At 37.0% G+C, this 13678-nt stretch carries 14 protein-coding genes; 5 read left to right on the top strand and 9 right to left on the bottom strand.

Annotation, left to right across the window (positions count from 1 at the left end):
• Both CALSC_RS01015 and CALSC_RS01010 read left to right on the top strand, forming a co-directional pair.
• Positions 1-1592, top strand: a 1592-nt coding sequence (locus CALSC_RS01015; protein ID WP_235006634.1) for an AAA-like domain-containing protein, incomplete at its 5' end; no start/stop codon positions are given.
• Between the two features lie 344 nt (positions 1593-1936).
• The gene (locus CALSC_RS01010) at positions 1937-2803 is read left to right on the top strand and encodes an HIT family protein (RefSeq protein ID WP_088239576.1); all 867 of its coding nucleotides are present in this window, start codon (positions 1937-1939) and stop codon (positions 2801-2803) included.
• A 39-nt stretch (positions 2804-2842) separates the two neighbouring features.
• Here the strand turns inward: CALSC_RS01010 and CALSC_RS01005 are convergent, their stop codons facing one another.
• From CALSC_RS01005 to CALSC_RS00995, 3 genes are all read right to left on the bottom strand, one after another.
• Positions 2843-3415 carry a Uma2 family endonuclease gene (locus tag CALSC_RS01005; protein ID WP_088239575.1) on the bottom strand — a complete coding sequence of 191 codons (573 nt, stop codon included), beginning with the start codon at positions 3413-3415 and terminating at the stop codon, positions 2843-2845.
• A 31-nt stretch (positions 3416-3446) separates the two neighbouring features.
• Positions 3447-4022 (bottom strand): Uma2 family endonuclease, encoded by a 576-nt coding sequence (locus CALSC_RS01000; protein WP_088239574.1) that lies wholly within the window; start codon positions 4020-4022, stop codon positions 3447-3449.
• A 121-nt stretch (positions 4023-4143) separates the two neighbouring features.
• Positions 4144-5136, bottom strand: coding sequence for an L-histidine N(alpha)-methyltransferase (locus CALSC_RS00995; protein ID WP_088239573.1), 993 nt, complete (start codon positions 5134-5136; stop codon positions 4144-4146).
• Between the two features lie 362 nt (positions 5137-5498).
• On the opposite strand from CALSC_RS00995, the gene CALSC_RS00990 reads away from it, so the two are divergent.
• The gene (locus tag CALSC_RS00990; protein ID WP_088239572.1) at positions 5499-6602 is read left to right on the top strand and encodes a sensor histidine kinase; all 1104 of its coding nucleotides are present in this window, start codon (positions 5499-5501) and stop codon (positions 6600-6602) included.
• A gap of 28 nt (positions 6603-6630) precedes the next feature.
• A complete protein-coding gene (locus tag CALSC_RS00985; RefSeq protein ID WP_088239571.1) occupies positions 6631-8013 on the top strand; it encodes an aldehyde dehydrogenase in 1383 nt (460 codons plus the stop codon).
• Between the two features lie 11 nt (positions 8014-8024).
• Here CALSC_RS00985 and CALSC_RS00980 read toward each other — a convergent pair whose 3' ends face one another.
• From CALSC_RS00980 to CALSC_RS00960, 5 genes are all read right to left on the bottom strand, one after another.
• The gene (locus tag CALSC_RS00980) at positions 8025-8879 is read right to left on the bottom strand and encodes a class I SAM-dependent methyltransferase (RefSeq protein ID WP_088239570.1); all 855 of its coding nucleotides are present in this window, start codon (positions 8877-8879) and stop codon (positions 8025-8027) included.
• An 11-nt stretch (positions 8880-8890) separates the two neighbouring features.
• Positions 8891-9178, bottom strand: coding sequence for a helix-turn-helix domain-containing protein (locus CALSC_RS00975; RefSeq protein WP_235006633.1), 288 nt, complete (start codon positions 9176-9178; stop codon positions 8891-8893).
• A 102-nt stretch (positions 9179-9280) separates the two neighbouring features.
• Positions 9281-9868, bottom strand: coding sequence for a sulfite oxidase-like oxidoreductase (locus CALSC_RS00970; RefSeq protein ID WP_088239568.1), 588 nt, complete (start codon positions 9866-9868; stop codon positions 9281-9283).
• 207 nt (positions 9869-10075) lie between these two features.
• On the bottom strand, positions 10076-10249 hold the full coding sequence (gene rpmF / locus CALSC_RS00965; RefSeq protein WP_088239567.1) for a 50S ribosomal protein L32: 174 nt from the start codon (positions 10247-10249) through the stop codon (positions 10076-10078).
• A gap of 45 nt (positions 10250-10294) precedes the next feature.
• Complete coding sequence (locus CALSC_RS00960; protein WP_235006632.1) at positions 10295-10816, bottom strand: hypothetical protein; 522 nt, start codon at positions 10814-10816, stop codon at positions 10295-10297.
• Positions 10817-11095: 279 nt separating this feature from the next.
• On the opposite strand from CALSC_RS00960, the gene CALSC_RS00955 reads away from it, so the two are divergent.
• Entirely contained in the window at positions 11096-12952 is a 1857-nt protein-coding gene (locus tag CALSC_RS00955; protein ID WP_088239566.1) for a caspase family protein, read from the top strand.
• A gap of 247 nt (positions 12953-13199) precedes the next feature.
• Here CALSC_RS00955 and CALSC_RS00950 read toward each other — a convergent pair whose 3' ends face one another.
• The gene (locus tag CALSC_RS00950) at positions 13200-13577 is read right to left on the bottom strand and encodes a Mo-dependent nitrogenase C-terminal domain-containing protein (RefSeq protein WP_088239565.1); all 378 of its coding nucleotides are present in this window, start codon (positions 13575-13577) and stop codon (positions 13200-13202) included.
• Between the last annotated feature and the right edge of the window lie 101 nt (positions 13578-13678).

Here is a 13678-nt window from a genome sequence, read left to right as displayed (position 1 = left end):
ATACCCAACCATTACGTTTAAGTGAAGAAGTCCGAGAAATTAAAAGTGCTTGGGAACGCTCATTAAAACGAGAACAATTTGAAATTATCGTTGAATCAGCTGTACGCCCCAAAGAATTACGCCGTGCTTTGTTAACCCATAAACCCCAAATACTTCACTTTTCTGGACATGGTAGCGGTGAGCAAGGATTATTTTTCATGGGAGATTCCGGGAAAGCTATGTTAGTTACCCCTGATGCACTATCCCGTTTTTTTAAAGCTATAAAAGAAATTTTTACTATTGAAACTGTTGTACTAAATGCTTGTTATTCAGAAGTACAAGCTGAAGGCATTTATCCATATATTAATTATATTATCGGCATGAATCAAGCCATAGGAGATCAAGCCGCTATACAATTTTCTATTGGTTTTTACGATACCCTTTTTAATGGAGAATCTATTGAAAATTCCTTTCTTTTAGGTCGCAATGCCATAGAATTAGAAAATATTCCCGAACATTTAACACCTGTATTTCGCAAAAATAACACTATTTCATCCCCCATCACCTCAAAACCTGAAAACCAAAACACAGTTATTTTTGATAATATTGATGGTCAAGTTCCCCTTAATTCTTCCTTTTATATTGAGCGTCCAGAGGTAGAAAATAATTGTTATGAATCCATCCTGCAACCAGGGGCATTAATCCGCATCAAAGCCCCGCGCAAAATGGGCAAAACTTCCTTAATGAGTCGCATTCTCCATCACGGTAAAGAAAAAGGCTATCACACAGCTTTTTTGAATTTATGGAGTAAAGAAAATCTCACCGACCTGAATACATTTTTACAGGGATTTTGTGCCATTTTCAGCGAGGAATTAGGGGTAGAAGAACAAATAGATAAATATTGGAGTAAACGCTTAAGCAGTCAAATAAACTGTACTAATTATTTTAAAAAATATTTATTAAAAGCTATTGAAACACCCCTAGTATTAGGCTTAGATGATATTGACCAGATTTTTCCTTATACTGAAATTGCCCAAGAATTCTTTGCCTTACTCCGAGCTTGGCATGAAAATGGTAAGAACCAAGAAATTTGGCAAAAATTACGCTTAGTAATTGCTCATTCCCAAGAAGTTTATGTTTCCTTAAAAGTGAATCAATCCCCTTTTAACGTGGGTTTATCTATCGAAATCGGAGAATTTAAACCTACACAAATCCAAGAATTAATCCAACGACATGGATTAAATTGGTCAGAGACGGAAATCGGACAATTAAAGGCAATGATTGATGGTCATCCTTATTTATTAAGAACAGCTCTTTATCACATTGCTAAAGGTAATTTAACTTTAGAACAATTTCTGAAAATTGCTCCAACTGAAGAAGGATTATTTGGGGACTTTTTATATCACTATCTCTTACTTTTAGAAGATGACGAATTACTGAAAACAGCCATGCAAGAAGTAATTAATAATGATGTTCCCGTGAGAATAGATTCAGTACAAGCCTTTAAATTACGCAGCATGGGACTAATTGAATCTAAAGGTAATGAAGTGCAATCTTTGTGTAATTTATATCGCCTTTATTTTCAAGAACGTCTATCTGAACAAGCAGGGTAATTCTGGGACTGCTTCCCTATACAGAGGCTATTGTGAGGGTTATTGCAGAGTGGGGAGTAGGGAGTAGGGAGTATTTTCAGACTCTTTATTTCTATTCTTTTTGCCAGAAAAAAATAACAAATGCAAGGATTTTAAACCTAAAATCCTAATTTACTTGCACGTCCTTCCCCAATAAAATAGCCTCAAAGCATTAATAAATAAATATTTTTCAGTTATTCAGCAAGCCCTAGTTACAATCACTGTTTACTGCAAATAAATTAAGCAAAAATACCCTTGGTGGTACAAAAATGAAAAATTAAGCTATAGGAATCTGGTTTGATTTCTGAAATAAAATTTATGTTTAGATGAAAACACAAGAAAATAAATTCAGCCACCTGACAGCTATAGAAAGAAATAATTTATCATATCCGGCAAAATTTTTATTAGCAAAACAACTACTCAAAGGTAAAATTCTCGATTTTGGTTGTGGCTTAGGTAAGGATGTCAAATTATTGCAAGCAAAAGGATTTGATATTACAGGTTATGACCCTCATTATTATCCTCAGTATCCTTCAGAAAAATTCGATACTATAATTTGCTTTTATGTATTAAATGTTTTATTCCCAGAAGAACAAGCTCAGGTACTCATGAAAGTATCTAATTTATTAAAGCCAGGGGGTAAAGCTTACTATGCTGTCAGAAGAGATATTAAAAGAGAAGGTTTTCGAGAACATTACGTTCATAAAAAACCCACTTATCAATGTATGGTGAAACTTCCGTTCAATTCTATCTATGCAAATGATAATTGCGAATTTTACGAATATACCCATTATAATCACCAAAAACATTCATCTAGTAATTGCATATTTTGTAATCCTCGTACCAGCCTAACCATACTAACCGAGTCAGCAACAGCTTACGCTATAATTGATGGTTATCCAGTCAGTAAAGGACATACATTAATTATCCCCAAACGTCATATTAGTAACTATTTTGAATTATCCTTAAAAGAACAATCTGCTTGTTGGATGATGGCTAACAAAGTTCAAGAAATTATTAGTCAAAAATTTGCACCAGACGGCTTTAATGTAGGTATGAATATTAATAAATATGCAGGACAAAATGTGATGCACGCTGCTATTCATATCATCCCTCGTTATAAAGGTGATGTGGAAGGTAGTAAAGGTGGAATCAGAAATGTAATTCCCAAGGGTAGAGGAAAAATTATATAAACCTAGAGTTTAATGAGAATAATTTACATCAGATAAAACTTAATTATTATCAAAATTCACCCGCCGGTATAAGTCTTCAATAGAAATAGAAAATCCTAAACTTTCTAAAGTTAATATCTCTTTTGCTGTGTAATGATAATAAACCCATAAACCTTGTTCATTCTGGCGGAAGCAATCTACACTAATTTCTGTAGATTGAATCAATACATATTCTTTTAAAGTACTTAATTGACGATAGCGATTAAATTTATTACCTCTATCAAATGCTTCTGTGGAAGGAGAAAGAACTTCAACAATTAAGCAAGGATATTCTACCCATTCATTTGATTGTTTGTCTCTAGAATCGCAGGTAACAACTATATCGGGATAATGATAAGAATTTAAAGAAGCTATTTGTACTTTAACGTCAGCAATATAGATATCGCAGCCTTTTTCTGTCAAAAATCGATCTAAGGATGTGGCTAAGTTTAAAGCAATGCGATTATGGGGTTTTGTTCCCCCAGTCATGGCGACAACTTCCCCGTCAATATATTCATACCGCAGTTCTTGGTTAGCTTCCCATTCCAAGTACTCTTGGGGAGTCATGTATTGAAATTCTGGATTTGCAATCATTGCTGTTACCTACATAGACGTATTTTCTGTATCAATTCAAAATTCCCTGTAAATCCAGCACAAATCCAGGTAATACATCTTCCCCAGACAAACTAGTAGGAGATTCTAGAATTTCCACATCTTGTCCTGGACGGTATATTTCCACACGCTGATTCTGAGGATCAATCAACCATCCTAAACGCATACCACAGCTAATATACTCCTGCATTTTTTGTCGCAATGTGTCTAATTTATCTGATGTTGAGCGTAATTCTACGGCAAAATCAGGAGTGAGGGGAAGAAATCTGTCTGGATTTGGATTGAGTGTTTCTATACGTTCCTTCTTTACCCAGGAAGCATCAGGGGAACGATTTGCACCATTGGGAAGCTTAAAACCTGTGGAAGAGTCGAAAGCAATACCCGTACCGTCAGCATCTGTCCAATTTCCCAAACGCTGCGTCAGTTTACTATTACGGTTTCCGCTTTTCCATCCTGTTGGTGGCATAATAATCAATTCTCCCATAGCTGTGCGTTCTAAGCGCAAATCTCGGTTATTCTGACAAAGCTGGAAGAATTGTTCGTCTGTCAGTTCAATGGTGGGATGAAGATTGAGAGTTAAGGCTTCCATAGCTACTGATGATTCCTAACCCTAGCCTAGCATTGGTTGTTGATTTGCGTTTTTTTGTGTAGTAAATACATTGGTAAGAATTGATATATTCAGAACTTACTTCTGACTTTCTGCAAACTAGTTAGATGGAGCAAATCGCCGTAATGTGTGATAAATTTTTGTTCGTAATGTAGTGAACAAGTTGTAATCCAGCCTGTTCTAGTTCTTGCACAAGCTCAGAGATATTATGCTTGTGAAATCTCCATAAAGTAATCTCTTCATCTTTAAAAAAATTAACTTTCTGATCTATTTCCATATATTGGAAATGTATAGTGTAATCATGACAAAATTTCATATTAGCAACTACACTATCTTTCCCTGCATCATATCTCCTGATAAATTCACAATCAGATACAGGAATTTCCATACTTTTTTGCATCCAGCTATATATTTGTTCCCCATGATAGCAACCACCACTGATTTTTGAGTTGTCACCAAGTTCGTTGGTAAATATTAATAAATCATTCTCACTCATGCTATTTCTAAAATTATGAAATACTTTATCCCTATTTTGATGATTCCCAATAGTCACACCTAAGTGAAAAAATATATTTGCTGTATGATCAGAATTATTCTTGTCCTTATTATTTAATATATCTTCTGATATAAGGTTATTCTCTATATCAATTACAAAGCTTTTAAAATCTATGTTGGGAAACCATTTGGATATATTTTTTTGAGAAACCTTAAGTAATTCTTCACTAATATCGAGAGCAATATATTTCTGCACTTTCCCAAACTTATTCAGTCTAGAAATAAATTGTTTTACCGGGAATGAGTTTCCTGCACCTACATCGATAATATTAATATGAGTATTGCCTTTGATATTTTCCAGTATATACCTATAACATTTATTTAATAAGTTAATTTCTACATTATATGTCCGATACCATCTAGGAACTATATATTTGAGATACAAATCATCCCATATTTTTGCACCTCTACCCTTATAAGAATATTTGAGTGGTATTTCTCTAGTTGTTTCTAATGTATGAATTATTTCTAAAATTTCTTGCTGTGAAAAATTATCATAAAATTCGGGATTTGGTTTGGCTATATTTCTAATATTTTTCATTGCTAGGTAAGGATGTGAGTATATAATCACTCTACCATTGGTAGTTTAATCGCTCACTTTGTAGTGAAGGATATTAATATCTATGGTGATACAAATCCCCAACACCACTCATATCCCCACCAAATAAATTACATGAAGACAAGTAACAATTGTTTAGATGTTGTTACTGAAGAAGTGATACCATCTAAAAATAAATCGAGAATTGTGATACTTGCTGTACTATAAACTTCTGCACGGTTTTCAAACTATAACCTATCATGGTTAGATTCAATGAGTTCTTCAACTTTCTATATTAATCTTAGAGAAAGTCCTCCAAGTTTTCGTTCACATAAATTAACTCTTATCCTCTACTAAATCGCTGCATGGGTGTGCAATCTTCTTACTCTGATAAAATTTTAGTTGTTGATGATTCTCCAGATAATGTGTTTTTAATCAAAACCATTTTGGAGGAAGAAAATTATTCTGTGACAACAGCAGAAAATGGCCCCACCGCATTGGCAAGAATTACTGAGTCTAATTTTGACTTGATATTACTAGATGTAATGATGCCAGGAATGGATGGTTATGAAGTTACCAAGCGAATTAGGGAAAATGAAGATATATTATTTGTCCCCATTTTATTAATTACAGCCCACGATTCTCCCAATGTGGCACATGGATTAGATTTGGGAGCAGATGATTTTATCCGCAAACCTGTAACGGTGGATGAATTATTAGCAAGGGTGCGATCGCTAGTCCGGTTAAAGCATAGTATAGATGAAAGAGATGAAATTGATCGCCAACGTCAAGATTTTGTCTCTCGCCTCACCCACGATTTACGCACTCCTTTAGTCGCAGCAGAACGAATGATGACACTGTTTTTGGATGGTGCTTTAGGAGAGTTATCACCACCAATGGCAGAAGCAATTACTATTATGGCGCGTAGTAATAGTAACTTACTATCAATGGTCAATACCTTACTAGAAGTATACCGTTTTGAAGCTGGTCGTAAAAGTTTAACGTTTCAACCAGTTGATTTAGCTAAGTTATTGGCGGAAGTAGGAGACGAATTAACTCCTTTGGCAGAGGCAAAGAAAATAGTTATTAATACTGATAAACTAGTTGAATTAGATACTTGTGTTGTGAATGGTGATCGCCTAGAACTACATCGGTTATTGACTAATTTGGTTGGTAATGCCATTAAATTTACCGATAATGGTTCTGTAACTCTGGGATTGACTCCACCAAGCATTGCAGATGACTACGTTACCATTGAAATTGCAGATACAGGTCAAGGTATTCCCTCTGAAGAACAAGCGACTTTATTTGAAAGATTTCGTCCTGGAAGTCATAAGGGTTCTGGTAGCGGTTTAGGACTTTATCTTTCCCGTCGCATTGTGGAAGCACATCAAGGTACGATTCAAGTAAGTTCAGAACTGGGTAAGGGTAGTGTGTTCACTGTTAATTTACCTGTGAAACAAGACTAAAATAATTCATGATTTTCAGAAATAAAGTATGATATCCAACACTTTTATTGGTGACATTATTCACAAACAAAGAGATTTTTTTGCTACCGGTAATACTAAGAATATTAATTTTCGGATTCAACAGCTAAAAAAGTTGAAACAAATAATTATGGATTCCGAAGAATCTATTTATCAGGCTTTAAAGCTAGATTTAAATAAACCACAATTTGAAAGCTTCGCTACAGAAATAGTTCTGATAACTAAGGAAATTGACTATACAATTAAACATCTTAAAACTTGGGTGAAGGCAAAAAAAGTCCAAGTATATTGGCAACTATTACCAGCATCAGCAAAAGTTTATCCAGAGCCCCTAGGAGTAGTATTAATTATTGGTGCTTGGAATTATCCATTTCTGTTAGCTATAGAACCCTTAATTGGTGCGATCGCAGCTGGGAATTGTGCCATTATTAAACCATCAGAATTGGCTCCTCACACTTCTACTTTAATAGCTGAAATGATTGGTAAACATTTTCCTCCAGAATATATTGCTGTAGTAGAAGGAGGGGTGGAAACTAGTCAAGATTTACTCCAGGAACGGTTTGACCATATCTTTTTTACTGGTGGTAAAGCTGTAGGTAAAATTGTCATGACGGCAGCTGCAAAGCATTTAACACCAGTAACTTTAGAATTGGGTGGTAAGAGTCCTTGTATTGTTGACAGGGATATTGATATGCAAAAAACAGCTAAACGTATTATTTGGGGTAAATTTATCAATGCCGGACAAACTTGTTTAGCACCAGATTATTTATTAGTTAATTCTCACATAAAAGAGGATTTATTAATAGCAATTAAACAAAATTTGCAATTATTTTATGGCGAGAATCCTCAACTTAGTTCTGACTATCCCAGAAATATCAATACTAAACATTTCCAGAGGCTAGAAAAATTCTTACAATCAGGTGAAATTATTATTGGCGGAGATACAAATAAAGATGAACTATATATATCTCCTACAGTCATTGATCATGTAAACTGGGATGATGCTGTAATGCAAGATGAAATTTTTGGCCCTATCCTACCAATAATTACATATACAGATATATCAGCAGCGATCGCCACAATTAATTCCCATCCTAAACCCTTAGCTTTGTATTTATTTTCTCGTGATCAAAATCTCCAAAAACAAGTTTTACAATCAACCTCATCTGGGGGAGTTTGTATCAACGAAACCGTAATGCATTGTAGCGTACCTGGACTACCATTTGGTGGGGTGGGTGACAGTGGTATTGGTAGATATCATGGTAAGGCAAGTTTTGATACTTTTTCTCACTACAAAAGCACCTATAAAAACCCCTTCTGGGTAGATATCAATTGGCGATACCCTCCCTACAAAGGTAAATTATCCTTTTTAAAGCAGCTTCTGAGGTTTTGAGCAAGGAAAACTCAAACAGGTTTATTAATTTCTGCTTTGTGACCTAATATATATAAAGTGGTAAGGTCATCCCAAATTCCCTTTTTAGTTTGAAGTGTTTCTAATTCCATTTCAAATTTAGCTTTGGCTTCTGCTAAGGGTATTAATGCAAGCTGGGACAGAATTTCTTCAGATTTACTATGGAAGGAAAACGAAATTAATTCTTCCCACTTTGCCTTGACAGAATCAAAGCTAACATAACTACCATACTGTTCAGTTTTGATGTCAATCCCTTCAAAGCCAGCATTAACAAACAACTGCTTACAGCTTTCAATTGAACCAATGCGATTGCTATGGTCAAGCTTGATACCATATCTTTTCAGTACAGAACGCAAAACGACCTGTCCAACGTAAGCAGTATTAGCAGGTGTATGAATCGCAATTAGTCCACCAGGCTTGAGGAATTTATACCAAGTCCTTAATGCGGCTTGTTTATCTTCTATCCAAGGAAATGTATTTGCACACAAAATTCGGTCAAAACTATTAGCAGGATAATTAATTGCTTCAGCATCCGCTAATTGTAATTCAACATTGCTTAATGAGAGTGCTTTTACTTTACTCCTAGCAACATCAAGCATTTGTGGAGAAATATCAACACCAACAACCCTACCCCCAACACCAACAATCTCCGCAGATGCGATCGCTAAATGACCCGTTCCCGTGCCAATATCTAAAATATGCTGCTGATAACTAATTTGCGAGTATTCAAGCAGACGATGACAAATTTGCAAACGCCATTTGCCATGATCATAATTTATACTTCTGCGGTTGTATAAATCTACAATTCTCCGTTTATAATCATTTAAATCAAGCTGTTGATCGGGCATATTTGTTTCAATTAAATAAATAAACCAGGGTCAACATGAAATAATTTACCTAAAGCCTTTGCTTGTGCTTTACTAATTTCTCTTTTCTGATTAACGATTTCACAGACAATCCCCTTAGAACCAATTACTCCTACCAAATCTTCTTGTTTCATCCCTCGCTGTTCCATCAAAAAAAGCAACATTGAGTGAGGATTAGATGCAGTTCCAGGGGAATAATATTCTTGTTCAAACTTCTCAATTAAAGTAATCAGTAATTCGTAAAGCTCATTTTCTTCTGGACTGCGGTTTTGACGGTGCATCAGTTCTTCTACAATAGCCAGAACCTGTTCATTCTCTTGTTCATTTCTAATCTAATTAGTTTAGGATAAGAGCGATCGCTCATTGATTCCAACACTCAAAAATCACAAGCTACTATATCGCTCCTCCGCCCAAGCTTCTCCCCGATTATGGTAGCCATTCTGTTCCCAAAACCCAGGCTCATCCTTTTCCAGAAACTCCAAACCATTAATCCATTTAGCACTCTTCCAAGCATAAAGATGGGGAACAACTAACCGCATGGGACCCCCATGTTTTGCTGGTAAGGGTTCCCCAAATAGTTTACAGGCAAAGAAATTTTCCTCCCTAACAAAATCTTCCAGGGAAATATTAGTAGTGTAGCCACCATAACAGTGTTCCATCACATAAGCAGCTTGGGATTCTACCTCAATTAATTTCATGAAGTCAGTTACCTTAATCCCCGTCCACTTCACATCGAGTTTTGACCACCTGGTTACACAGTGGAAATCAGCAGTAAACTCCTGTTGGGGTAACGCCATAAAATCATCCCAAGTCAAAGTCTTAGCTGTGACTGCACCCCAAACCCGAAATTCCCATGTGTCAATACTTACCTGTGGGGTTTCACCATAAGTTAAAACTGGAAAACCCTTGGCTAAATGTTGACCGGGAGGAACTCTATCATCTTCTGGAGAGGGCTTTTGAAAAAATTTCATATGCCAGAAAAATTATTTTTCCTTAACTTTTTATAATACCATCACCAGAAGAATAATTGTTTGTTTCCTACACATCCTCTTCCATGATGCGATCGCCCATTGGTTCAGAGGACTGTCGTTAACTCACTGGCATTAATCCCACATCTCACCTATAGAGGAGTGTGGGACTTCTGCTGTCTCTGTTAATTCTGGATTCTATCTTGGGAATTATTCCTCGTCTTCCTCTTCTTCATCGCTGGGATAAACAAATGTAGAGCGTCCACTCAAAATAGACTTGCCCAGAGATAAAGCCTTCTGTGCTTCAAATTCTGCTTTTCGTCTCCAGTGAGCCCGACGTTGATCTCGTTTTGATTTTGATGTTTTCTTCTTAGGAACGGCCATGATAGCGGATATATAAATTTTTTACAGCCTTACTATTCTATGCTATTAACGCTTTTGTGGTGGAGGAATAGGAACAGATAGGGTAGATTGATTCTTTTCAGGAACTTTTAAAAACTTAGATGGCTGTACAGCCTGGGGCTGCTTTGTAATTGGGGAATTATTAATTTTAGATGAATTTCCTAAAAATAGTAAAGTACGTGCCACCTTAAAATAAGTTGCCCAACGTCGTGTATCAGGTTGAGAACGCCATTGAGGGCGAGTAACTTCCAATAACATTACAGGGACAACTGTACCCTGATTTTGTACGGAGACAATTATAGATACATCTGTTACCAACAGGTCCTTATCAAAACTACGTTGAGCACCAGCCCTTGCTATCGCTTCTGCCCTGGTGAGCAAGCTTTGGTAACTTTCCTCTGGTAAACGATCCAGAGATAGATCAACTCTGGTGGTGTAAGCTTGTACCACTTGGGGAGCGATCGCTTCTATAGTTAACCACATGGGTACAGCAGAAGCCAACAAAAATAAGCCTAAACCTCTCCGGATTTTGTGGACAATTGATGGCATAAATGGAATGAGACTTTTCCCTCCCCTCCTCGCTGGAAAGGGAACAGTTAATAGTTGGCAAATATCTTTCCTGTTCATTACCTATTTACTCCTAAATTAGATTGGTAAATTGAAATTTAATGGAAGTATTTTCCTTGATGAACAAGGTAATAAAAAATACATAAAATCTGAAGATTAAATTATAATCTCCTAGACTATAAAACAACTAGGTTAGCCTTGTTTCAATCTCAAAGCCAACTATAATCTCAGTTCAGCACACCATCATTTAAGAAACGCGCCATGGCAAATAATTGGGCAATCGCTATTGGCATTAATCAATATCAGTTTTTTCAGCCCCTAGGTTGCCCCCAAGCAGACGCTGAGGCGCTCAGGGATTATTTGGTAACTGAAGGTGGTTTTCTACCCCAACAATGTCTTTTAATGACGGATACTTCAGCACCATTTGGAGATAGATCCACCTATCCAAGTAAGGACAATATTCTGCGATTAGTGGAAGATTTAGCTGCGGCTTGTTGGCAACCCCAAGATAAACTGTGGTTTTTCTTCAGTGGTTATGGGGTCAATTACAATGGACAAGATTACTTAATGCCCATTGCAGGGGATCCAGAACGCATTCAGGAAACTGGCATTGATGTGCGGAGTTTATTGCAAGTAATCCAAATCACTGAGGTCAATGCTCTAGTATTATTTGATATTAATAGGGCTTTCGCTAGCCAAGGTAATAATTATATTGGACAAGAAACCATAGAACTTGCCCAAGAGTTACAAGTTTCCACCATCCTTTCTTGTCAGCCAGAGCAATTTTCCCATGAAAGTCGGCAACTAGGACATGGATTTTTTACAGCAGCTCTGATTGAAGCACTACGTTCTGGAAATGGGAAAAGTTTAACTAATCTAGAAAGTTATCTCAGTGTGAGGACTCCAGAGCTTTGTCATCATTATTGGCGACCAACACAAAACCCAGTTACGATTATTGCTGCGGGAAATCCAGAAATTATCGGTATACCAACAAAAACAGATATCACTCAACCTGGACAAACTCACAGAAAAATTCCACCAGAAGAGATATCTGAAGATATTTTATCCACTGCTAAAGCTGCCCCAAAATTACAGTCAGATTACTTAAAAAACTATACTAGCTGGCAATATAATAATAGTAATAATACGGAAGAAAATGCCGTTGTTCCCGTATCCCCACCACCATTACCTCAACTTCCTGAAGTCGGCCAATCCTCTGGTAATATCACACCAATTCCATCTTCCCAGAAACCGCCAGAATCAAATCAACCTGCAATTACTAAGCAATTATTATTGTGGGTAGGAAGCACAATCTTATTGCTCGGTTTAATGGTGGTAGTAGTACTCCGCAATCAAGCCGGTTTTCAAACTAATCTTGACGAAACCCAGCAAGATAATACTACGGATGTTAACCTTAACCAGCAAAGGGCTGATGTGAAAACCTTACCCACCCTGGCTCGTGCCAATCCTTCTGCATTCCCAACTACACCCAAGCCACAGCGGACTCCTACTTCCCAGACAAAACAGGAAAATCAAGCCCTACTAGACTTGGCAAAAATGTCCTTGAAAAAAACCCAGGCAAGTGACTTGAGCCAAGCGATCGCTACTGCTCGTAAAATTAAACCAGGGGAACCACTATACCAACAAGCTCAGGAAAATATCCTCATTTGGAGTCGAATGATTTTTGATTTGGCAGAAGGTCGAGCTAAAAGAGGAAAATATAGCAGTGCGATTGCCGCAGCTCAGTTACTCACCAAAGATGGTCCTCTATATCCCAAAGCACAAGCAGGAATTAAGAGATGGCAGTTTGCAGCCAAGCGAGCTTTTACTAATAAAACTCTTTTAGATGCTGCTAAGGTGTTAATTAAAAACGGACAAGCATCTAGCTACAACCGAGCCATTGTAGTGGCAAACAAAGTGGCTGCTGGGGAACCAGGCTTTGATATAGCACGAAAATCTATTGATAAATGGAGTGAGAAAATTTTGGCGATCGCTCAAAAACGTGCTAATCGAGGTCGATTCAAAGATGCAATTCAAACTGCTGTTTTAGTACCGGAGGGTACAGCAGCTTACAATAAAGCCCAAACAGCAATTAAAAAATGGCAGAGTAAAAAATAGGGAGTCCATGAGTCAAAGAGGTCAGGATTAAAGACTCCTAGAGCATCAATTCAGTAATCGAGAGCAATCATCAATCCTGCGGGAGAGAGAAGTGTGGGAGGTGTGGGGAGAATAAAGAACTGATAAGCTTTTTGCCTTCTCTCTCTCCCCCTTCTTCCTCATCTGACCACACTCTCCCTCTCAACTAATCAGGGATTTTGGCATTACTGAATCAGTTTTCTCACTCCTACCTCATAAATCCTAATTTCTAACAATACCGTGTCACATCTTCTCCGCATTCATCTGCTAGATAGCATAGGGCGCGGAAACGTAAACCTACTAACTCTTCATAAAGTGGATTGAGTTTACACATGGGAGGAATGTGAAACAAAGTCTTACCAAATAATTTTATGTCACGCTCAAAGGGACAATGTGCAGGAATTAATTGGCACAAATAATGCGCTTGTCGGCGATCGCGTACTTGAATATTTTCTAACCACTGCCGCAAGGGCTTCAGTATTTTACCTATCAGTCCAGGAGATGGAGGACATAGGGGATTATTCTTGACATTACTAGTTTCTGCTTGATGTGTCCATACCCAGCTAGCAAAAAACATTCTCGATTTGGTATTTTGTAATACCTTCATGCTTTACTCCTCTGTTTTGGTGAGGGTATTCACCTATCCGATGAACATCTACAACATGGCAATTACCTTGCCCGGATGATTCTAGTTCTGAATTTTCAGTA

The sequence above is a fragment of the Calothrix rhizosoleniae SC01 genome (genome assembly GCF_900185595.1).
Classification (GTDB): Bacteria; Cyanobacteriota; Cyanobacteriia; order Cyanobacteriales; family Nostocaceae; genus Calothrix_A; species Calothrix_A rhizosoleniae.
Note: the sequence above shows the minus strand (reverse complement) of the source record. Positions and strands in the feature narration are given on the sequence as shown.

What these genes read in the sequence shown, in the direction of transcription:
- CALSC_RS00955 (WP_088239566.1), top strand. Translation starts at nt 11,096, where the DNA reads ATGGCAAATAATTGGGCAATCGCTATTGGCATTAATCAATATCAGTTT.
- CALSC_RS01005 (WP_088239575.1), bottom strand. Translation starts at nt 3,415, where the DNA reads ATGATTGCAAATCCAGAATTTCAATACATGACTCCCCAAGAGTACTTG.
- CALSC_RS00985 (WP_088239571.1), top strand. Translation starts at nt 6,631, where the DNA reads ATGATATCCAACACTTTTATTGGTGACATTATTCACAAACAAAGAGAT.
- CALSC_RS00975 (WP_235006633.1), bottom strand. Translation starts at nt 9,178, where the DNA reads ATGCACCGTCAAAACCGCAGTCCAGAAGAAAATGAGCTTTACGAATTA.
- CALSC_RS00980 (WP_088239570.1), bottom strand. Translation starts at nt 8,879, where the DNA reads ATGCCCGATCAACAGCTTGATTTAAATGATTATAAACGGAGAATTGTA.
- CALSC_RS01000 (WP_088239574.1), bottom strand. Translation starts at nt 4,022, where the DNA reads ATGGAAGCCTTAACTCTCAATCTTCATCCCACCATTGAACTGACAGAC.
- rpmF (WP_088239567.1), bottom strand. Translation starts at nt 10,249, where the DNA reads ATGGCCGTTCCTAAGAAGAAAACATCAAAATCAAAACGAGATCAACGT.
- CALSC_RS00970 (WP_088239568.1), bottom strand. Translation starts at nt 9,868, where the DNA reads ATGAAATTTTTTCAAAAGCCCTCTCCAGAAGATGATAGAGTTCCTCCC.
- CALSC_RS01010 (WP_088239576.1), top strand. Translation starts at nt 1,937, where the DNA reads ATGAAAACACAAGAAAATAAATTCAGCCACCTGACAGCTATAGAAAGA.
- CALSC_RS00950 (WP_088239565.1), bottom strand. Translation starts at nt 13,577, where the DNA reads ATGAAGGTATTACAAAATACCAAATCGAGAATGTTTTTTGCTAGCTGG.
- CALSC_RS00995 (WP_088239573.1), bottom strand. Translation starts at nt 5,136, where the DNA reads ATGAAAAATATTAGAAATATAGCCAAACCAAATCCCGAATTTTATGAT.
- CALSC_RS00960 (WP_235006632.1), bottom strand. Translation starts at nt 10,816, where the DNA reads ATGCCATCAATTGTCCACAAAATCCGGAGAGGTTTAGGCTTATTTTTG.
- CALSC_RS00990 (WP_088239572.1), top strand. Translation starts at nt 5,499, where the DNA reads ATGGGTGTGCAATCTTCTTACTCTGATAAAATTTTAGTTGTTGATGAT.